This is a genomic window from Collinsella sp. AF33-16 (assembly GCF_003475325.1).
GTDB lineage: Bacteria > Actinomycetota > Coriobacteriia > Coriobacteriales > Coriobacteriaceae > Collinsella.
On sequence record NZ_QRQC01000019.1, the window covers coordinates 26,370 to 46,219 of the forward strand.

Annotated in this window: 15 protein-coding genes; 8 read left to right on the forward strand and 7 right to left on the reverse strand. The window is 60.4% G+C overall.

Annotation, left to right across the window (positions count from 1 at the left end; all coding sequences use genetic code 11):
• Positions 1–103: 103 nt before the first annotated feature.
• The 3 genes from DWZ52_RS07945 (at position 104) to DWZ52_RS07955 (ending at position 3,905) form a co-directional block, all read left to right on the forward strand.
• On the forward strand, positions 104–1,264 hold the full coding sequence (locus DWZ52_RS07945; protein WP_118385277.1) for an MFS transporter: 1,161 nt from the start codon (positions 104–106) through the stop codon (positions 1,262–1,264).
• A 120-nt stretch (positions 1,265–1,384) separates the two neighbouring features.
• Entirely contained in the window at positions 1,385–2,563 is a 1,179-nt protein-coding gene (locus DWZ52_RS07950; protein WP_117583927.1) for an acetate/propionate family kinase, read from the forward strand.
• A 163-nt stretch (positions 2,564–2,726) separates the two neighbouring features.
• Positions 2,727–3,905, forward strand: a complete 1,179-nt coding sequence (locus DWZ52_RS07955) for an acetate/propionate family kinase (protein WP_117564386.1) — start codon at positions 2,727–2,729, stop codon at positions 3,903–3,905.
• 352 nt (positions 3,906–4,257) lie between these two features.
• On the opposite strand, the gene pta is transcribed toward DWZ52_RS07955, so the two are convergent.
• Entirely contained in the window at positions 4,258–5,238 is a 981-nt protein-coding gene (pta, locus tag DWZ52_RS07960) for a phosphate acetyltransferase (protein WP_118385278.1), read from the reverse strand.
• Between the two features lie 231 nt (positions 5,239–5,469).
• Between pta and glf the strand changes: the two genes are divergently transcribed.
• Both glf and DWZ52_RS07970 read left to right on the forward strand, forming a co-directional pair.
• On the forward strand, positions 5,470–6,672 hold the full coding sequence (gene glf, locus DWZ52_RS07965) for a UDP-galactopyranose mutase (protein ID WP_117735753.1): 1,203 nt from the start codon (positions 5,470–5,472) through the stop codon (positions 6,670–6,672).
• Positions 6,665–7,696, forward strand: a complete 1,032-nt coding sequence (locus tag DWZ52_RS07970; protein WP_118385279.1) for a glycosyltransferase family 2 protein — start codon at positions 6,665–6,667, stop codon at positions 7,694–7,696. Before glf ends, DWZ52_RS07970 begins: the two co-directional genes overlap by 8 nt.
• Before the next feature lie 372 nt (positions 7,697–8,068).
• Here the strand turns inward: DWZ52_RS07970 and DWZ52_RS07975 are convergent, their stop codons facing one another.
• The 3 genes from DWZ52_RS07975 to DWZ52_RS07985 form a co-directional block, all read right to left on the reverse strand.
• Complete coding sequence (locus DWZ52_RS07975; protein WP_118385280.1) at positions 8,069–9,070, reverse strand: P1 family peptidase; 1,002 nt, start codon at positions 9,068–9,070, stop codon at positions 8,069–8,071.
• Between the two features lie 100 nt (positions 9,071–9,170).
• Positions 9,171–9,752, reverse strand: coding sequence for a nucleoside triphosphate pyrophosphatase (locus DWZ52_RS07980; RefSeq protein ID WP_117564381.1), 582 nt, complete (start codon positions 9,750–9,752; stop codon positions 9,171–9,173).
• Entirely contained in the window at positions 9,749–10,291 is a 543-nt protein-coding gene (locus DWZ52_RS07985; protein ID WP_055287259.1) for a DJ-1 family glyoxalase III, read from the reverse strand. Before DWZ52_RS07985 ends, DWZ52_RS07980 begins: the two co-directional genes overlap by 4 nt.
• 498 nt (positions 10,292–10,789) lie before the next feature.
• Here DWZ52_RS07985 and DWZ52_RS07990 point away from each other — a divergent pair, with 498 nt between their 5' ends.
• The 3 genes from DWZ52_RS07990 (at position 10,790) to DWZ52_RS08000 (ending at position 14,802) form a co-directional block, all read left to right on the forward strand.
• Positions 10,790–11,770, forward strand: a complete 981-nt coding sequence (locus DWZ52_RS07990; RefSeq protein WP_118385281.1) for an EamA family transporter — start codon at positions 10,790–10,792, stop codon at positions 11,768–11,770.
• A gap of 121 nt (positions 11,771–11,891) precedes the next feature.
• Positions 11,892–13,322 carry a 6-phospho-beta-glucosidase gene (locus DWZ52_RS07995; RefSeq protein ID WP_118385282.1) on the forward strand — a complete coding sequence of 477 codons (1,431 nt, stop codon included), beginning with the start codon at positions 11,892–11,894 and terminating at the stop codon, positions 13,320–13,322.
• A 31-nt stretch (positions 13,323–13,353) separates the two neighbouring features.
• Positions 13,354–14,802 (forward strand): PTS transporter subunit EIIC, encoded by a 1,449-nt coding sequence (locus DWZ52_RS08000; RefSeq protein WP_118385283.1) that lies wholly within the window; start codon positions 13,354–13,356, stop codon positions 14,800–14,802.
• A gap of 175 nt (positions 14,803–14,977) precedes the next feature.
• Here DWZ52_RS08000 and DWZ52_RS10275 read toward each other — a convergent pair whose 3' ends face one another.
• The 3 genes from DWZ52_RS10275 to ppk1 form a co-directional block, all read right to left on the reverse strand.
• On the reverse strand, positions 14,978–15,256 hold the full coding sequence (locus tag DWZ52_RS10275) for an IS3 family transposase (RefSeq protein ID WP_199411543.1): 279 nt from the start codon (positions 15,254–15,256) through the stop codon (positions 14,978–14,980).
• Between the two features lie 177 nt (positions 15,257–15,433).
• Entirely contained in the window at positions 15,434–16,762 is a 1,329-nt protein-coding gene (rlmD, locus tag DWZ52_RS08010) for a 23S rRNA (uracil(1939)-C(5))-methyltransferase RlmD (protein WP_118385284.1), read from the reverse strand.
• 86 nt (positions 16,763–16,848) lie between these two features.
• On the reverse strand, positions 16,849–19,278 hold the full coding sequence (gene ppk1 / locus DWZ52_RS08015; protein WP_233547292.1) for a polyphosphate kinase 1: 2,430 nt from the start codon (positions 19,276–19,278) through the stop codon (positions 16,849–16,851).
• Between the last annotated feature and the right edge of the window lie 572 nt (positions 19,279–19,850).

Genomic DNA, 19,850 nt, shown 5'->3' on the forward strand with positions numbered 1-19,850 from the left:
GGCATCAAGTGATTATTGACGCCTTGTAACACATAGCTGACAGCTTTGCCCTCATGCTTTTCCAAGATTCCGATTTAGATTGCTGACTCTTGGAGGGCGGAGCATGAAAAACCGTACGGTTTTGCTTTATATGACGTTCGTTTTTCTGTCGAACTTTAGCACCATTTTGTATTTTCTGACGGTTTACCTTGAATTCGTCGGATTCTCGATGGTGGCGATTTCTAGCATGATGATTGCATATCAAGTGAGCAAGTTCATCCTTGAAGTTCCCACTGGCTATATTGCTGATAGGTTTGGACGAAAGACAAGCGGTCTCGTTGGCGTCGTGGGAATGCTTGGATACTACGCCGCCCTGCTTCTCGTCCGTTCTCCCCTGCTTTTAATCGGTGCGTTCGCTCTCAAGGGTTTTGCCGTTGCGTGTGTGAGCGGATCCATCGAAGCGATTTACATTGACAGCGTCTCTCAGGACCAGCTCGTAAGACTTAATGTCGTTGAGCGATTTGTTTTCTATGCCTCTTATGCCATCTCCGCTTGCGTGGGCGGTTTCATTTCGTCCGTCGGTGCATATCTCATTGGTCTTTCGGCAGATATCATCGCAATGGTGTTGACGTTGGTTGTCGTTGTCTGCATTCCTGAAATGCGAAGAGGAGGCACTGCGACGACACCTGAACATGGGATTAGCCCGAAGATGATCGGTACCGCTATTGCGGGTAATGGCATTCTTCGTTCAGCGTTCATCATGGACTGTTCTCAGGCATTTGCTTTTGTCGCCCTGGAAGACTTTTTCTCACTGCTGCTTGCGGGTCGCGGAATGAATGCCGTCGCTTCGGGTGTGACCATTGCGGTCCAGCTCCTTGCCTCGGCCTCCATGGGACTTATTGTGCCCTGTGCGATTGCTCATGTCGACAAGGGCCGCTTTGCGCGTATTTGCGGCATCGTTCGCTTAGTATTGACAGCTTTGTTTTTGATCCCCCTTACTCCGGCTAATTTGCTGCCCGTGTTCTATGTGCTGCAGACGGTTGCGTACTCGTTATTTGCTCCAATTAAATACTCAATTTTTCAAAAGGCAGCCGATTCTTCGATGCGCTGTTCACTGATTTCGGTTCAAAGCCAGATGGTGGCGGTGGGTGCCGTTCTTTTCTATCTGCTCAACGCTGTGTTGAGTAGCGTTGCGGGCATTCGAGTCGTATTGCTTGTCGCGCTCGGGATTTCTTCCCTTGTGTATATCCCCGCGCTATTTCGTCTTACAAGCCAAAGGTCATGAGTATTTGGGCACCGATAACTTATATATCAACGCAATAAACCCGAGCGCGAGGGCGTTTGGGTTTATTATTGAAGCGTATGTAACCTGGCGGCGCCACACCGCCTGTTAGTAGGGAGACACATGAACGTTCTGGTCGTCAACGCAGGATCTTCGACCCTTAAGTATCAGGTCATCGATACCAAGTCCCACAAGGTGTCCGCAAAGGGCTCCTGCGAGCGCGTCTGTTTTACCGGCGGTACCTTCACCCACGCTGCCAACGGCTCCAAGAAGGTGACCGAGAACATCGAGTTCCCCGACCACAAGGTCGCCATCGAGGTCGTCCTGAAGGACCTCGAGGCCAACGGCGTCAAGATCGAGGGTATCGGCCACCGTATCGTTCAGGGCGGTTGGTACTTCGGTGATTCCTCCCTCGTCGACGAGGACGTCCTCGCCAAGATCCGCGAGGTTGCTCCGCTCGCCCCGCTGCACAATAACCCCGAGGCCAACGTTATCGAGTACTGCCTGGAGCAGTATCCCGACCTGCCCAACGTCACGGTCTATGACACCGCTTTCCACTTCAACATGCCCGAGGTCGCCAAGACTTACGCTCTGCCCAAGGATGTTTGCGACAAGCTGCACATTCGTAAGTACGGCGCCCACGGCACCAGCTACCGCTACATCTCCAAGAAGGTCGCCGAGATGACCAACGGCGGGGCCCGCAAGGTCGTCGTGTGCCACATCGGTTCCGGTGCCTCCCTGTGCGCCATCGAGGACGGCAAGTGCATGGACACCACCATGGGTCTCACCCCGCTTGACGGCGTCATGATGGGCACCCGCTGTGGCTCCATCGACCCGGCTACCGTGTGCTACCTGCAGCGCGAGGGCGGCTACACCTTCGACGAGGTTGACGAGATGATGAACAAGAAGTCCGGCCTTTTGGCTGTGACCGGTGGCAAGACCAACGATTGCCGCAATGTCGAGGAGCTCGCTGCCGCTGGCGACCCCGAGGCTCAGCTCGCCTTCGATATGTTCGTCTACAAGATTGCCGCCAAGGCTGCCGAGATGGCCACTTCTATGTGCGGTATGGACACCCTGGTCTTTACCGCCGGCATCGGCGAGCACGCTCCGGCCGTCCGCGCCGGCGTTGCCGACCGCCTGGCCTTTATGGGCGTCAAGATGGATCATGCCCGCAACGCCCTGCGTGGTGACGGCGCTTGGTGCCTGTCTGCCAAGGATTCCAAGGTCAAGATTTTCGTCATCCCCACGGACGAGGAGTTCATGATCGCTTCCGACGTCGAGCGCATCGTCAACGGCAAGTAATTGCAAGAGGGGAGGGGCTGGACGACCGAGCGCCGTTCAGCCCCTCTTTCGTCTCGTTGAGCGATATGCCTGATAGCTATTTATCAAGTTGTGATAACTTCTTATTAACATGCGGCCGCCTTAAGGGGTCTGCGCCGACCGTATCGCACTGCAAAGGAGTCTCATGAACGTACTTGTTGTCAACGCCGGCAGCTCGAGCCTTAAATATCAGCTTTTGGATACCGATACCCGCGAGGTTTTCGCCAAGGGCAACTGCGAGCGTATCGGCTCGGACATGGGCATCTTTGGCCACTCCGAGAACGGTGGTGCCAAGCAGACCGAGGAGATTCCTTTTCCCGATCATCGCTGCGCCATTGCGCGCGTGCTCGAGGAGCTCGAGAAGACCGACTTTACGATCGATGGCATCGGCCACCGTATCGTTCAGGGTGGCTGGCACTTCGATGATTCCGCGGTCGTCGACGATGAGGTCATGGCTAAGATCCTCGAGGTTGCTCCGCTCGCCCCGCTGCACAATTACGGCGAGGCCGCGGCAATCGAATATTGCCGCGAGAAGTATCCGGAGCTGCCCAACGTGGCCGTCTTCGACACCTCGTTCCACATGACCATGCCCGAGGTCGCCTACACCTACGCGCTGCCCAAGGACGTGTGCGACAAGTACCACGTGCGCAAGTACGGTGCCCACGGCACGAGTCACCGCTATGAGTGGATGATGGCCAAGGAGATCCTGGGCTCGCGCTGCCACCGCCTGCTCTCGTGCCATTTGGGCAACGGCGCCTCGCTTGCCGCCATCGAGGACGGTGTATGCCGCGATACCACGATGGGCCTCACGCCGCTCGACGGCCTGATGATGGGCACCCGTTGTGGTTCCATTGACCCGGCTACCGTGTGCTACCTGCAGCGCGAGGGCGGCTACAGCTACCAGGAAGTCGATGACATGATGAACAAGCAGTCTGGTCTGCTTGCCATCTCGGGCATCTCCAACGACGCCCGTGACATCCGTACGCGCGCCTCCGAGGGCGACGAGCGCTGCCTGCTCGCCTTCGATATGTTCGCCTACAAGGCCATGCAGCAGGCCGGCTCCATGATCGCTTCCATGGCGGGCGTCGACACCATTACCTTTACCGCCGGCATCGGCGAGAATGACTGGTCGATCCGCAAGGCCTTCTGCGACTGCTTCGAGTGGCTGGGCGTGCGCATCGACAACAACAAGAACCGCGAGGCCGTGGGCAACGGTCCGCAGGTCATCAGCGCCGCCGGTTCCGCCGTCACGGTCATGGTCATCCCCACCGACGAGGAATACATGATCGCCCACGACGTCGAGCGTCTGACCGCGAATAACTAGTGCGTTCGCTTGCGATTGAACGAAAGGCCTCCTGAGCAGCAGCTCAGGAGGCCTTTTTGCTAGCAGGCGGAAATTCCAGTCCCAAAGTGATCATCACCAGTAACGCCTGCGCTCCCAGCAACGACACCCATCCATTCAGATCCTCAGCCCCAGCTCGTAGCCAAGCCGCCGTCCACTCCAGATGCTCTGAATGCTTCGTAGCAGTAGAAGGCCGTACGGGCTAACCCCTGAAAACATTCCGCAGACCAGAAACGCCCCCGTTCGTAGCTCCGAAGGAGCAGAACGGGGGCGTTTCATTGGTCGAGGACGTTTTCAGGGGTTAGCCCGTACGGCCTTCGGGCGAGTGCGTCCGCTACTCAGCCATCTGAGCCTGGACGGCGGTGATGGCTACGACACCCACGATGTCGTCGGCAGAGCAGCCGCGCGAAAGGTCGTTAACCGGCTTGGCGATGCCCTGCAGGATGGGGCCGTAAGCGTCGGCGCCGGCGAAGCGCTGGACCAGCTTGTAGCCGATGTTGCCGGCCTCGAGATCGGGGAACACAAGCACGTTGGCCTTGCCGGCAACGGAGGAGCCGGGGGCCTTGAGCTGGGCGACGGTGGGAACGATGGCGGCGTCGAGCTGCAGGTCGCCATCGATGGCGAGCTCGGGAGCCCTCTCCTTGCAGAACTTAACGGCCTCCTGGACCTTCTTGGCGACCTCGCCGCCGGCGGAGCCCATGGTGGAGTAGGAGAGCATGGCCACGTGCGGCTCGACGCTGCCCATAAAGGTGGACCAGGAGTGAGCGGAGGCGATGGCGATCTCGGATAGCTCGTCGGAGGACGGGTTGATGTTGAGGCCGCAGTCGGCGAAGATCAGCGTACCGTCGGTGCCGAACTGCGGGGTGTCGGTGCACATCACGAAGAAGGCCGAGACCAGCTTGGTACCCGGGGCGGTCTTAAGGATCTGCAGCGCGGGGCGCAGGGTGTCGGCGGTGGAGTGGCAGGCGCCGGAGACCAGGCCGTCGGCGTCACCCATCTTGACCATCATGGTGCCAAAGTAGGTGGCGTCCATCACCTGGGCGCGAGCCTGCTCGATGGTGACGCCCTTCTTGGCGCGGAGCTCGGCAAACTTCTGCGCGTACTCCTCGTGCTTCTCGGCATTGCGCGGATCGATGACGGTGGCGCCGGGAACGTTGATCTCGTCGGGGTTGCCCAGGATGACGATTTTTGCCAGGCCCTCCTCGATGATCTTGGTGGCCGCGACGATGGTGCGCGGATCCTCGCCCTCGGGCAGGACGATCGTCTTAAGGTCGGCCTTGGCGGCAGACTTCATACGGTTAAGGAAATCGCTCATGTTACTCCTTACAAGCGTTTCACTAAGCTCCAGGCGCCCGGCTGTTCACGAATAAACCCGCTGCTAGCGGGTTTACCTTTCAAATTTGTACGCCGCGGTGCTTGAGCTTTCCTTGTGTGGCAAGCTCATTATAGGACGCATTAGCGCTATAATCGCTCTGATAAATATGTCTCGAAGAATGTTCGAGAAAAGCCCAGCTAACGAGCCCGTGGCTTTTGACAAGGAGTATCGATGCAGATTACCTCAGGCCTGCCTGAAGGCTTTAACGCCGGCGCGTACGACATGATTGTCGTCGGTGCTGGATATGCCGGTGCCGTTTGCGCCCGCCGTCTTGCCGAGACCATCGGCTATCGTGTTGCCGTTTTGGAGCGCCGTAGCCACATTGCGGGCAATGCCTATGACTGCACTGACGAGGCCGGAATCCTGATCCACGAGTACGGTCCGCATATCTATCACACCTTTAACGAGCGCGTGCACAATTTCCTGTCGCGCTTTACCAAGTGGACGGATTATCAGCACAAGGTGCTCGCCAACATCAACGGCACCCTTATGCCCGTGCCCTTCAACCACGCGAGTCTCAAGCTCGCCTTTGGTGACGAGCGCGGCGAGGAGCTGTATCAGAAGCTCGTGGAGACCTTTGGCAAGGATGTCAAGGTGCCCATTATGGAGCTGCGTAAGAAGAACGACCCCGACTTGGCCGAGGTCGCTGATTACGTCTACGAGAACGTCTTTTTGCATTACACCATGAAGCAGTGGGGCCAGACGCCCGACCAGATCGATCCCTCGATCACCGGTCGCGTTCCCGTCTTTGTGGGCGACGATGACCGCTATTTCCCGCAGGCTCCCTTCCAGGGTATGCCGCAGGACGGCTACACGGCGCTGTTCGAGCATATGCTCGACCACGACCTGATCGACGTGTTCTGCGACGTGGACGCCCGCGATCTCTTTGAGATCGACGAGACCACCGTCAAGATCGGCGGCAAGGTCTACGGCGGCGAGATCGTCTATACCGGTCCGCTCGATGAGCTGTTCGACCTTGACCTGGGCGCTCTTCCGTACCGCACGCTCGATATGAAGTTCGAGACGCTTGATATGGACCAGTTCCAGCCCGTGGGCACCGTCAACTACACCACGAGCGAGGACTACACGCGTATCACCGAGTTCAAGAACATGACCGGTCAGGTTTTGCCCGGCAAGACCACCATCATGAAGGAGTACTCCAAGGCCTATACGCCCGGCTCGGGCGAGACGCCGTATTACGCCATTCTTGAGCCCGAGAACCGTGAGCTCTATGAGCGCTATCTTGAGCGCGTCCAGAACCTGACAAACTTCCACCCGGTGGGTCGTCTGGCCGAGTATCGTTACTACGATATGGATGCCGTGACCAATTCCGCCCTCGATCTTTCGGATGAGATTATCGCCTGCCATGCATAAAGTCATAACATTCGGTATTCCCTCGTATAACGCCGCTAAGGACATGGACCATTGCATTACCTCCATCTTGGAGGGGAGCAATTATGCCACCGATATCGAGATTATCGTGGTGGACGACGGCTCCAAGGATGAGACGGCCGCCAAGGCCGACGAGTGGGAGGCCCGTTATCCTGGAATCATCCGCGCGGTGCACCAGGAGAATGGCGGCCACGGTATTGCCGTCCTTTCGGGTCTGCGCGAGGCGCAGGGCACCTACTACAAGGTTGTCGACTCGGACGACTGGCTTGACGGCGCTGCCCTTTCGACCATGCTGTCGATTCTGCGCGGCTTTGAAGAGCGCGACCAGCGCGTTGACCTGTTTATCTCGAACTACGTGTACGAGAAGGTTTACGAGGGTACGCATACGGCTATTGGTTACAAGTTTGCCCTGCCTCGAAAAAAGATCTTTACCTGGGACCAGATCGGCCATTTCCGCCTGGACCAGAATCTGCTCATGCACAGCCTGTGCTATCGCACGGATGCGCTGCGCGAGTCCAACCTTCCCATGCCGCCGCACACGTTCTATGTGGACAACATCTACGCCTACGTGCCGCTGCCGCGTTGCAAGACCATGTACTACGCCGACATCGACCTCTATCGCTACTTTATCGGTCGCGAGGGCCAGAGTGTCAACGAGGCCACGATGGTCAAGCGTCTGGACCAGCAGTTCCGTGTTACGCGTATCATGATGGAGTCGTACCACCTGTACAGCGATGTCGAGTCGTCGCGTCTGCGTTCGTACATGATGGGCTACTTCACCATGATGATGGCGATCTGCTCGGTGCTTACCAAGCTATCCGATGAGGATTTCGCCGATGAGCGCCTGAAGACGCTATGGAGCGATTTAAAGGCCTACGACGAGCGCATGTATCGTCGTGCTCGCTACGGCGTGGTCGGCTTCTTTACCAATCTGCGTGGCCGCGCTGGCGACAAAACCACACTCGGCCTATACCGTCTTGCCTCAAAGATCTTCAAATTCAACTAGCTGCTGAGTAATCGCTGCTGATAGGTTGACTGGGCCCCTTGGCCTTTAGTTTGCTACTGCGAACAGTCCTGCTCGCACGGAAAGCACATTAAGTGCTTTCCGGCTCGTGCGGAACTTGTATCAAACTAAAGGCCAAGGGGCCTCTGCTATAAGAATCGATTGTCAGGTTATTTGAATTTGAAGATCTTCGACGCGCGGTACATAGGGGCCTGGGTTGAAAAGAATCTGGTTGGTAGGTTGCCCGGTGGGGCTTGGTTATGTTTGTCGCGAGTTCCGCACGAGCCGAAGAGCACTTAATGTGCTCTTCGTGCGAGCCAGGACTGTAGAGCAGCAAACATAACCAAGCCCCACCGGGCAACCGGTCAGGTTAGGCTACTTCGCGGCGCCGGGGATGCCGTGGGAGGTTTTGGCGGTTTTGGCTCCGTTTACGATGGCGGTTTGCAAAGCCCTTACGGCGAGCATGCCCAGCAGGTCTAGGGGAACGACGGCGCTTGCCTGGGCGCCCAGTTTGCCGCTGGCGAGGGTGTAGATGGTGTCGCCATCGTTGGTAGTGTGCGTGGGACGGATGGCGTGTGCGTAGGCGTCTGCGGCCATCTGAGAGACCTTGGTGGCTTGTGCCTTAGTGAGTTCCACGTTGGTGACGATGCAGCTGATGGTGGTGTTGGTGCGGTCGAGCGGCATCTGCATGGATCCGGCGGCGGCAAAGGCTGCGAGTTCCATGTCGACGATCTGGTCGCTATCGGCTGCGGCACGCATACCGGCGACCCACTCGCCGGTGAAGGGGTCGACAACGTTGCCGCAGGCGTTGACCGAGACCACGGCGCCCACCTTGATGGGGCCGAGCGCCACGGCGGCAGCGCCAAGGCCGGCCTTCATGCAGGTGGCGGGGCCCATGAGCTTACCCACGGTAGCGCCCGTGCCGACGCCTACGTTGCCCTGTTCGAGCTTGGTGGGGGTGTGGTCGAGCGCCTCGCGCACGGCGGCGATGCCGGCCTCAATGTCGGGGCGAACGGTGGGGTCGCCAAAGGCAAGGTCGAAGATACAGCTGGAGCACACGATGGGCACCTGCGTGGGGCCGACGGGCAGACCAATGCCGCGGCTCTCGAGTTCGCGGGCCACGCCGCTTGCAGCCTCGAGGCCAAAGGCCGATCCGCCCGAAAGGCAGACGGCGTGGACCTTATCGACGGTGTTTTCGGGACGCAGCAGGTCGGTCTCACGCGAAGCGGGGGCGCCACCACGTACGTCAACGCCACCGGTGGCACCCTCGGGCGCCACGATTACGGTGCAGCCGGTGCCAGCCTCCTCGTCCGTATAGTTGCCAAAGCAAAAGCCATCGACATTGCAAACATCGATGGCTTCGAGCAGTGTGTCCATGTGTTCTCCTATCGGTTTTCCGCCGGGCCTTATGCCCGGTCGGGATCCGTACGGTACGGCAAAATTGTAGGCGCTGGGGGATACCCAGCGCCAGATGCAATTACGAGAGTTTTTGAATCGCGCGTGCGACGCGAGCGATGGGCAAGCCCACCACGTTATAGAAGTCGCCCGATATATCATGCACGAGCATGCGTCCTCCTGTGCCCTGAATGCCGTAGGCGCCGGCCTTGTCCATGGGCTCACCCGAGGCAACATAGCGCTCGATCTGCTCTTCGGTAAGCTCATAGAACGTCACGTCGGTCACATCGACAAACGACAGGCTCTCGGCGGCATGCGGAGCTGTAGCGTCGCCGGCTTTAACGATGCAGACGCCGGTTGCGACCTGGTGCGTGCGGCCCGAAAGCTCGCGGAGCATGGTGCGCGCCTCGTCCCCGTCTGCCGGCTTGCCCAAAATTTGGCCGTCAAAGGTGACAATAGTATCGGCCGCGACGGTCAGTTCGTTGGGCTCGGCATGCTCGGCGGCAACGGCGGCGGCTTTGGCACGCGCCAAGCGCTCGACGAGTGTAAGCGGAGCTTCGCCATCAAAAGGCGTTTCGTCGATATCTGCGGGAATCACGCGAATGTCATAGCCCGCCTCGCGCATCAACTCGATGCGGCGCGGTGATTGCGAAGCCAAAATCATAGCTGAATGCCCTCGGCGACCTTCTCGACGGCCTTGTCGCCGGCGAGCGTGCGCAGCAGCTCAAGCGCAAAGGGGAGCGACTGGGCCATGCCGCTGGCGGTGATGATGTTGCCGTCTTGCGTAACCTTCTCGCCGGTATAGGCGCCTTCGGGGAAGCTTTTTTCAAAGCCAGGGAAGCACGTGGCGTGGCGCCCCTCGAGTAGGTCGAGCTCGCCCAGGATAAACGGGGCGGCGCAGATGGCGGCAACGTGCTTGGTCGCGGCGAACTCGCAGACCACGTCGCAGACGCGCTGATCGGCACGCAGGTTGGTGGCACCGGGCAAGCCGCCGGGCAGCACGACGCAGTCGTACTCGTCAAAGTTGATCTCATCAAAGAGCGCATCGCAGGTCACGGGGATCTGCAGCGAGCTTACGACCTCACGTGTGGGCATAATCGAGACGAGCGTGGCACGCACACCGCCGCGACGCATGACATCGACCATGGTCAAGCATTCAATAGTTTCAAAGCCATCGGCGGCGAGAACGGCAACGCTGGGCATGAGGGTTCCTTTCATAGGCGGCATACAATTAGCCGTCTTATACCCCGAAGACCTCCGCTTGCCACGCTCGATTTCCCAATGTTTAAAATAGCCCCGTCCGAATTAGCTACCCCCACCCATCCTCAACAATCTCAATCTGTAACATCCATCGACCAAAACTAGCCCCAACTGTTACAGATCGAGACAGTCCCCAACAGCACCGCCTCGTTCGGAGAACGACCGCCACAGGACGGCGGGCAGAGGCTCACTTTTTTCCTCGGTTTTTCTTGACGGAATCTCACCTGTTGTAGTACTTTGTCCCAGTCTAAAAACGCGTGGACTTTTCTGGGCGCTAGCCACCTTTTTGCCACGCAACCGAGCAGTCGGTTGCGTGGCTTTTTTCGTCTTGGCAGCAGGTGCCACATGCACCGCCAGAAGACCGCACGAGCCCACCTTCCGACTGCAGGGAACAGACGCACGAGACGTGCGTCTGCAAGACAGCAGACGGAAGGGAGCCTAATGGCAGGAACAAACACAATCAAGCAACAGGCCGCCGGGGCAGGAGCCACGGGCGCGGGACAGGCCAAGGCGGCGCTCCAGGTCTTTGCGGGCGGCGCCTGCTACGGCGCGATGGCCACGACCTACAAGCTCGCCTACGCCGCGGGCTTCACCTCGGCGCAGGTGGTGGCGAGCCAAGCGTGGCTCGGCTGCCTCTTCTTCGCCCTCGCCACGCTCGCAGGGCACGCACTCGGGCACCGCTGGCAGCGCGTGGGCTGGAAGCTCGCCCTCAAGCTCATGGGCCTGGGAGCCCTCACCTGCCTCACCTCAATCCTCTACTGCTACGCCATGAGCGTGCTGCCCGCCCCGGTGGCGCTCACGCTCCTCTTCCAGTTCACGTGGCTGGGGCTCGTGTGGCAGACCGTCATGACGCGCCGGCCGCCGAGGCCCCTCCAAGTGGCCTCCGCCCTGGCCATCGTCTTCGGGACGGTGTTCGCGAGCGGCGTTTACAAGACCGGCATCACCGGGTACGACCCCGTGGCCCTGCTCTGCGCGCTGGGGGCGGCCGTGTCCTGCTCCCTCTTTGTCACCCTCTCCGGCAAGGTCGAGGCCCCCTGTTCGTCCGAGCAGCGCGGCGTCATCGTGTGCGCGGGCTCCGTGGTCATGTCGCTCACGGTGTGCCCGAACTACGTCGTCTCGGGCGTCCTCGCCCAGGGCATCCTGCCCTTTGCCGTCATCGCCGGCTTCTTTGGCATGCTCTGCCCGGTCTTGCTCTTCGGCATGGGCTCTCCGCACCTGCCCGCGGGTCTCTCCACTGTCATGGCCGCCGCGGAACTCCCCGCCGGCCTGCTCATCGCCATGATCGTCCTCGGCGAGCCGCTCGGCGTCGTCGAGTGGCTGGGCGTCGCCATCATCCTCGCCGGCGTGTGCCTGGCACAGGTCCCCTCCCTGCTTGGAGGCCGGGAGGCACGTCGCGCCGCCGCAGGACAAGCCGTCAGCTAGTCACCCCTTCACGGGCGGCCCGCGCGCATCAGGGAAAGGGCCACGGGCCCGGCGCGTGAGGTCGCAAGGACGTTATAAAGCGTCCCCGCAGAGGTGGGGGCGCCAGAGAGAAGGAGGCACCATGCCATTTCCAAAAGGGTTCCTTTGGGGAGGAGCCACCGCTGCTAACCAATGCGAGGGAGGTTATGACGAGGGCGGCCGCGGCCTTGCCAATGTCGACGTCATCCCACACGGGTCGGAGCGCAACGACGTAAGTCGCGGCCTGAGGCGCATGCTCGACTTTGAGCCCGGGTACTACTACCCGGCCCAGACGGGCATCGACTTCTACCACCACTACCGCGAGGACATAGCCCTCTTCGCGGAGATGGGCTTTAAGGTCTTTCGCCTCTCCATCGCCTGGAGCCGCATCTTCCCCAATGGCGACGAGGAGGAGCCCAACGAGGCCGGGCTCGCCTTCTACGAGGACGTGTTCCGCTGCTGCCGCGAGCACAGGATCGAGCCCCTCGTGACCATCACGCACTTCGACTGCCCCATCCACCTCGTCAAGAAGTACGGCGCCTGGCGAAACCGCGCCCTCATCGAGCTCTACAAGCGGCTCGTGAAGGTGCTCTTCAACCGCTACCGCGGCCTCGTGCATTGGTGGATCACGTTCAACGAGATGAACATGATCTTGCACCGTCCCTTCATGGGTGCCGGCCTCGTCCTCGAGCCCGGGGAGAATGCCCGCGAGGCCGAGTACCGCGCCGCGCACAACGAGCTCGTGGCGAGCGCCTGGGCCACCAAGATCGCCCACGAGGTCGACCCGGAGAACAAGGTAGGCTGCATGCTCGCCGCGGGAAGCTACTACCCCTACTCCTGTCGTCCCGAGGACGTCCGTGCAGCGCAGGTCAAGAACCAGGAGGACCTCTTCTTCGTGGACGTGCAGGCACGCGGGCACTACCCCGGCTACGCGCTCAAGATGCTCGAGCGCGAGGGCATCGACGTGGGCATGACCGCCGAGGACGAGCGCATCCTTGCGGAGAACACCGTCGACTTCATCTCGTTTAGCTACTACTCCTCGCGCTGTACCGCGGGCGACCCCGATTCCGTGGGCGGCGTCGCCGAGGGCAACGCCTTCGCCGGCGTAGAGAACCCCTACGTGCGCACGAGCGACTGGGGCTGGGTCATCGACCCGCTGGGGTTCCGCATCACGATCAACGACCTCTGGGACCGCTACCAGAAGCCACTCTTTGTGGTGGAGAACGGCCTCGGCGCCTATGACGAGGTGCTTCCCGACGGCACGATCGAGGATGACTACCGCATCGCCTACCTGCGCGAGCACATCGAGGCCATGCGCGACGCTATCGAGCAGGACGGCGTCGAGATGCTCGGCTACACCACCTGGGGGCCGATCGACCTCGTGAGCGCGGGCTCCGGCGAGATGGAGAAGCGCTACGGCTTCATCTACGTGGACCGCGACAACCTGGGCAACGGCACGCTCGAGCGCAGGCGCAAGAAGAGCTTCTACTGGTATCAACAGGCCATCGCCACCAACGGAGGCGACCTGGGCTAACCACCCGGGCAATATCACTAAGGAGAAAATAATGGCAGAAAAATACGACGACCTGGCCAGATCCATACTCGAGAACGTAGGCGGCGCCGAGAACGTCGCCAGCGTCGCGCACTGCATCACGCGCGTGCGCTTCAAACTCAAGGACGAGTCCCGCGCCAACACGGCCAAGATCGAGGCCCTCAAGGGCGTCATCCAGGTCATCCAGGCCAACGGCCAGTACCAGGTGGTCGTGGGCAACATCGTCGAGGACGTCTACGACGCGGTCCTGGAGGCCGGCAACTTCTCGGGCGGCGCAAGCGCCGACGACGAGCCCCAAGGCGATAAGACCGTTGCCTCCGTCATCATCGACCTCATCTCTGGCATCTTCCAGCCCATCCTGGGACCGCTTGCCGCCGCAGGCATCATGAAGGGACTGCTTGCCCTCATCACCTACTTCGTCCCGGCCTTTGCAAACGACGGCCTCTACACGCTGCTCTACACCGTTGCTGACGGCTTCTTCTACTTCCTTCCCGTCGCCCTGGCGTTCAGTGCCGCGCGCAAGTTCCGCATGAACGAGTTCACCGGCGTGGCAATCGGCGTGGCGCTCCTCTACCCGACGATGGTCGCCCTGACCTCGGGCGAGGCGCTCGGCAGCATCGACCTCGGCGTGGCCGGCACGTTCTCGTGGTACGCCACCGCCCTCGGGCTCCCCATCATCATGCCCGTGTCCGGCTACGTGAGCTCGGTGATCCCCGTCCTTCTCATGGTGTGGTTCGGCTCTATCCTTGAGTGCTGGCTCAAGAGCTGGATGCCGGCTGCGCTCAAGATGTTCCTTGTCCCGCTCGCCACGATGACGGTCTCCATCGTCTTGGGCTACCTCATCATCGGCCCGGTGGCCACCCTCATCACCAACCTGCTGAGCGCGGCGTTCTCGTTCATCTTCCAGCTCCCCGTGGTTGGTTCCGTCCTGGGCAGCGCCCTAGTCGGCGGACTGTGGATGTGCCTCGTCATCTTCGGCTTCCACTGGAGCCTCATCCCCATCTCCATCATGAACCTGAACACCCTCGGCCACGATAGCGTGCTCGCCGCCACCATCGGCCACGGGTTCGCACTCGGAGCGGTCATCTTTGCCATGTACCTCAGAAACAAGGACGAGCGCTTCCGCGGCATCGCCCTTCCCGCGATGATTTCCGCCTTCTTCTTCGGCGTCACCGAGCCGGGCATCTACGGCATCGCCCTCCCCAACAAGCGCGCGTTCGTCGTGGCATGCTTGAGCTCCGCCGTGGGAGGCGCCATCGTGGGAATGACGGGCGCCCTCATGTACATCTCGGGCGGCCTCGGCGTCTTCAACCTGCTCAACTTCATCGACGGGACCCCTGGTGGCGCCGGGATCTCCCACATGATCTACGCGATCATCGCCGCACTCGTCTCTGCCGTTCTGGCCTTTGTTATCGAGTTCATCACCTACCGACCCAACGACGACGAGGAAGGCGCCCGCTAGCTTGCGCCCTCCTCAATCAGCTCTATGTAATTGAGGAGCAGTTGAGGTGGGTGAAGGCCGAGGGCGATCAAGGTGGCCGCCCTCGGCCCGGGACAACCTGCCAGAAGGCGTTTAGCTTTCTCGGGCGGCGCTGAAATGAACTGCGCCCCGAAACTTAGACGGGTCAATTAGCGGCCTATGCCGCACATGGGGACTGATTCCGGAACTCCTCCGGGGTCAGTCCCTTTTGCTTAACCTGCCTCCTCTTGTTCCAGTGAACGGTGTAGGCGTGGAGGTCCCGCTTGAACTCCTCGAAGCTCCGCCACGACCGGTTCCTGTAGAACTCGTCCTTCAGGCGCCCGGGCAGCAGCTCCGTCGCAAGAGCTCGCCCTCGCGCGCCGCCGGCCCCGGCCGGGTCCGGGCGCCCTTCGGCCTTCGGTGCGCCCGTATCCCCTGTCGCAAAACTCTGCTGCAAGAGTCCTCAGCGTGGCGTCGTGTCCGACTTTCCCGTCCATAAAGAAGCCCCCCATTTCTAATGTCCAAGAAATGAGGGGGCGGTTCAATTTCGGGACGGGGATTAAATAATCATTCAGAACAAATTATTTTATTCCCGTCCCAGAAAAATCATCGGGCGTGGTCTTGGGCAAACGGTCTAGTTACGCTTGAGGTGGACGACGGTTTCGCAGTGGAAGGTTTGCGGGAACAGGTCGACCGGTGTGATCTTGACGGGGGAGAAGGTGCCTTCCTCGACAAAGCGCTTAAGGTCGCGCGCCAGGGTGGCAGGGTCGCAGCTCACATAGGCCACGTCGCGTGCGCTCGTGCTGGCGATGAGGTCGATGGCCTCGGGTGCCAAGCCTGCGCGCGGCGGGTCGACCACCAGGACATCGGCGTCCTGGTCGGGGAACTCGCGTACGGCATCGCCGCCGATGACGTCGACGTTATCGAGTTTGTTGATCTCTAGGTTACGGCGCAGGTCGCGTACGGCCGGTCCGTAGGCCTCGACAGCGGCAACAAAGTCGCAGCGGCGGGCGAGCGGCAGGGTAAAGGTTCCGGCGCCGCAATACAGGTCTACGGCAAGTTCGTCTTCCTGCGGGTCGAGCGCCTTCATGACAAGCTCGATCAAAATCTCGGCACCCTTGGTGTTGACCTGGAAAAACGACGGGGCCGAAAGGCGCATCTGGCCGTCGGCGATGTTCTCGGTCCAGGAGCCCTCGCCGGCGAGCATCTCAACCTTGGAGACGCGGCGGGCCTTCTTCTCACCCTTGCTCATAACGCGCACTATGCTCGTGGGGTGTGCGGCGTCTGCCAGCACGCGCGAGACCTGCGAGCGCGGAAACGAGCCCGTGGGCGTCCAGAGCGCGACTTCGAGCGCCTTGGTGCGACGCGAGGCGCGAATGCCCACGCGCTCCAGGCCTAGGTCGTGGCTGCCGCTCAGATAGTTGAGCGCGCCGACGACCGACTTGAGCGCCTTGGGAAAACGTTTATCGAACAGCGGACACGAATCGACGGTCACGATCTTGCTTGGATCGACGCCGTGCATGCCAAGACGAACGCGGCCGTTGACGACGGTCGGTTCGAGCTCGATTTTATTGCGGTAGCCCCAGTCGTCCTTGGTGTGGCGGATGGGCTGCGCCAGCTCGTCGACTTGCTCAGGGGTGAACTTGCCGATGCGCTCGAGCGTGGAGCGCAGGTTTTGCTCCTTGGCGGCAAGCTGAGCGGTGCGAGAGAGATTGCCCCACGAGCAGCCGCCGCAAATGCCAACGAAGGGGCAGGGAGGCTGGATGCGATCGGGGCTCGGCTCCAGAATCTCGGTGGCGCGGGCGCGCATATACGATTTGCCGTCCTGCACGATCTCGGCCTCGACGGTGTCGCCCGCCACGGCGCCCTGCACAAATACGGCCTTGCCGTTGTCGGCATGCGCCAGACCATCGGCGCCATACGTCATCGATTCTATGGTGAGCTTCATATTCCTGCCCGTCATTCTCGTTGTTGTCCGCAACCATGGTAGCAGGGAAAAGCGCCCCGCATCTGAGGCATTCCTCAAATACGGGGCGCTTCTACAAACGTCTATTTCGTCTTGCCGGTAATGAGCGTCTTAAGGCCTAAGCCGATTAGGCCCAGGCCCATGCGCACGCGGCTGGGGCGATGGCGCTCGATGGCCTTGGTCTTGCCGGCGGGTTTCTCGCGGCGGGCGCTTGCCTGGGGTGTGGGCTTGGCGGTCTGCGGCTGAGGCTCGGGCTCGGGCTCCAGGTCAGGCTCGATGACGGTCGCCTGGACCTTCTGTACCTTAGGGGCTGCCGGCTGTGGCTCGGGCTTGGGGTCCAGAGCAGGTGCGGATTCCGGTTTTGCCTTGGCGGTGGGTTCCGGGGTTGCGGCTGCGGCCTCGGCGTTGCGATAAGCGCGCTCCAACAGGAACTCCTGCGAGTTAAAGGGCTTCTCACCCTCTGTTCGCTCTACGGGAATCCAGGTGCCGTCGCTCGTCAGGCTACGTGCCTTCACGTTGTCGCGCAGCTGCACGCCCATGTACTCGTGCACCAGCGCGCGGCAGGTGGGGTCGAGCACGGGGAAGGCGATCTCTACGCGATGCTCGGTGTTGCGTGTCATCATGTCGGCAGAACTCAGGTAGATCATGTCCGAGTCCACGCCGAAGGCATAGACACGCGCGTGCTCCAAGAAACGTCCGACGATAGAACGTACGTGCACGTTTTCGGTCTTGCCCGCAATGTTGGGCTTCAGGCATGAGATGCCGCGGATGATCATGTCCACGCGCACGCCGGCACACGATGCCTCGGAGATCTTGTCGATGACCTCGCGGTCGGTCAGCGAGTTGAGCTTAAAGAACACGCGGGCGGGCTCGCCGGCGAGCGCACGTTGTATCTCGCGGTCCAGACCGCGCATGATGAGCGGCTTAAGGCCGACGGGCGCCACGCCCAAAAAGCGGTAGTCGCCGCGCAGGTTGCCCAGCGACAGGTTGCGGAAGAACAGGTTGGCGTCTTCGCCGATGCCGGGATGGGCGGTCATGAGCATAAAGTCGCTGTAGAGCTTGGCCGTCTTCTCGTTAAAGTTACCGGTGCCCAAAAGCGTGAGTCGAGTGAGCGCCATGCCCTCGCGATAGGTGAGCTGGCAGATCTTTGAGTGGCATTTAAAGCCCTCGGAGCCATAGATGACGGTGCAGCCCGCTTCTTCCAGACGCTCTGCCCACTCGATGTTGTTTTGCTCGTCAAAGCGCGCACGGAGCTCCATGAGCACCGTGACCTCTTTGCCGTTCTCGGCGGCGTCGATGAGCGACTCGCACAGGCGGCTCTGCTTGGCCACGCGGTAGAGCGTGATGCGCAGCGAGATGCACTCGGGGTCGTATGCGGCCTCGTGTACCAGGTCCAGGAACGGATTCATGGCCTCGTAGGGGTAAAAGAGCAGCTTATCGCCCTGCAGCACCTGCTCGCGAATGGAGCGGGACATGTCGATGGTGGGGTTGGGCTGCGGCTTAAACGGCGTAAAGAGGAGCTCGTTGCGCAGGTGTTCGGGAATTTTGCCCTCGATGCCAAAGACGTAGCCCAGGTTGAGCGGGATATCGCAGGTAAAAACCGAGCGGCGCGAAAGCTCGAGCGCTTTGCGGATGGTCTTGAGCGTCGCCTTCTCGAGCGAACCGGAGACGGCAAGCACCACCGGCTGCAGGCGCAAGCGCTTTTTGAGGATGCGCTTCATGTGCTGGCGGTAATCCTCTTCCTCCTCGACGCCCTCGCCGTCCGGGTCGATATCGGCATTGCGGGTGACGCGGATCAGAGCGCGGTCGAGCGGCTTATAGGAGCCAAAGCAGCTGTCCAGGCAGGCAAGGATGACGTCCTCGAGCAAGATGTAGGAGTAGGTGCCGGTGGGCGAGGGAATCTCGACCACGCGGTTCATCGAGGCGGGAATCTCGATAAGGCCCAGCAGGCTCTCCTCGTCCGTAACGCCGTCCAGACCGCAGGCCAGATAGAGCGCGCCGTTGCGCAGGTTGGGGAAGGGGTGGCGCGGGTCAATGACCAGCGGCGAGATGACCGGCGACACGTAGGCCTGGAAGTAGCGGGTGACAAAGGTGCGCTCCTCGGGCGTAAGCGAATCGATACGAGCGCGGTGAACGCCCAGGGCGTCGAGTTTGCCCTCGATGCTCTTGAAGATGGTCTCCCAGCGGGTAAGGAGCCCGGGCATTTCGGCCATGACGGCATCGACCTGTTCGGAGGCGGTCATATTGCTCTTGTTGTCGACAGGCTGTTTTTTGAGCTCTGCCAGGTCGGACAGGCCGCCCACGCGCACCATGAGAAACTCGTCGAGGTTGGACTCGAAGATCGACACGAACTTTAGGCGCTCAAACAGCGGAACGGTCTCGTCGAATGCCTCGTCAAGTACGCGGTTGTCAAAGCGCAGCCAGCTAAGCTCTCGGTTTTGCGTATACGAAAAATCACGCGGCGGCTTGCGCAACTTGGCGGCCTTTTGCTTCTTTTCGATTTTGCTCGGCATATGCATCTGTCCGTTCAGTCCCCGCAGGGGACGATAGCCCAACTCTATTTACTATTGTCTCAATTTAGTCGCCCGCTGGCACGGACGTATCGCGCGAACGGTATCTTTACCTACTTCTTACGATGCCCGGCCATAGAACTAACGCTCGCGACACTAATGCTAGCGTTCAATATTCTCACTCAACTGATAAGGATGCGTGAATAAGAATGATGGCAAGCTGAATATCATCGAATTCGGTCCAAAACGTGGGCTAGCTTCATTTATATACATAAAATCGTTTTACCTATGCAATTCTGAATCATGGATTTATAGATGCGATGGGGGATAATTTATAGGAAAAAGAGCGTTTACCTTTGAAAAGGTACTTTAGAGCGCCGAAGTGCATCATGGGGGAATCACATGCGATATACCGTTCATCGCACTTTGTTGACCGTTCGGGGGCGAGGTGGAATGCGGGTGGAATTTGGATATAACTAGAGCTGTCAGCAAGCAGCGCCCGTTACGGAAGGGCGCTGATAGATTCGGCCGAAAGGCCCGAAAGAAAGGTAGGAGGCCATGACGAAAGGTCTGCA

What these genes read in the sequence shown, in the direction of transcription:
- DWZ52_RS07945 (WP_118385277.1), top strand. Translation starts at nt 104, where the DNA reads ATGAAAAACCGTACGGTTTTGCTTTATATGACGTTCGTTTTTCTGTCG.
- DWZ52_RS07950 (WP_117583927.1), top strand. Translation starts at nt 1,385, where the DNA reads ATGAACGTTCTGGTCGTCAACGCAGGATCTTCGACCCTTAAGTATCAG.
- DWZ52_RS07955 (WP_117564386.1), top strand. Translation starts at nt 2,727, where the DNA reads ATGAACGTACTTGTTGTCAACGCCGGCAGCTCGAGCCTTAAATATCAG.
- pta (WP_118385278.1), bottom strand. Translation starts at nt 5,238, where the DNA reads ATGAGCGATTTCCTTAACCGTATGAAGTCTGCCGCCAAGGCCGACCTT.
- glf (WP_117735753.1), top strand. Translation starts at nt 5,470, where the DNA reads ATGCAGATTACCTCAGGCCTGCCTGAAGGCTTTAACGCCGGCGCGTAC.
- DWZ52_RS07970 (WP_118385279.1), top strand. Translation starts at nt 6,665, where the DNA reads ATGCATAAAGTCATAACATTCGGTATTCCCTCGTATAACGCCGCTAAG.
- DWZ52_RS07975 (WP_118385280.1), bottom strand. Translation starts at nt 9,070, where the DNA reads ATGGACACACTGCTCGAAGCCATCGATGTTTGCAATGTCGATGGCTTT.
- DWZ52_RS07980 (WP_117564381.1), bottom strand. Translation starts at nt 9,752, where the DNA reads ATGATTTTGGCTTCGCAATCACCGCGCCGCATCGAGTTGATGCGCGAG.
- DWZ52_RS07985 (WP_055287259.1), bottom strand. Translation starts at nt 10,291, where the DNA reads ATGCCCAGCGTTGCCGTTCTCGCCGCCGATGGCTTTGAAACTATTGAA.
- DWZ52_RS07990 (WP_118385281.1), top strand. Translation starts at nt 10,790, where the DNA reads ATGGCAGGAACAAACACAATCAAGCAACAGGCCGCCGGGGCAGGAGCC.
- DWZ52_RS07995 (WP_118385282.1), top strand. Translation starts at nt 11,892, where the DNA reads ATGCCATTTCCAAAAGGGTTCCTTTGGGGAGGAGCCACCGCTGCTAAC.
- DWZ52_RS08000 (WP_118385283.1), top strand. Translation starts at nt 13,354, where the DNA reads ATGGCAGAAAAATACGACGACCTGGCCAGATCCATACTCGAGAACGTA.
- rlmD (WP_118385284.1), bottom strand. Translation starts at nt 16,762, where the DNA reads ATGACGGGCAGGAATATGAAGCTCACCATAGAATCGATGACGTATGGC.
- ppk1 (WP_233547292.1), bottom strand. Translation starts at nt 19,278, where the DNA reads ATGCCGAGCAAAATCGAAAAGAAGCAAAAGGCCGCCAAGTTGCGCAAG.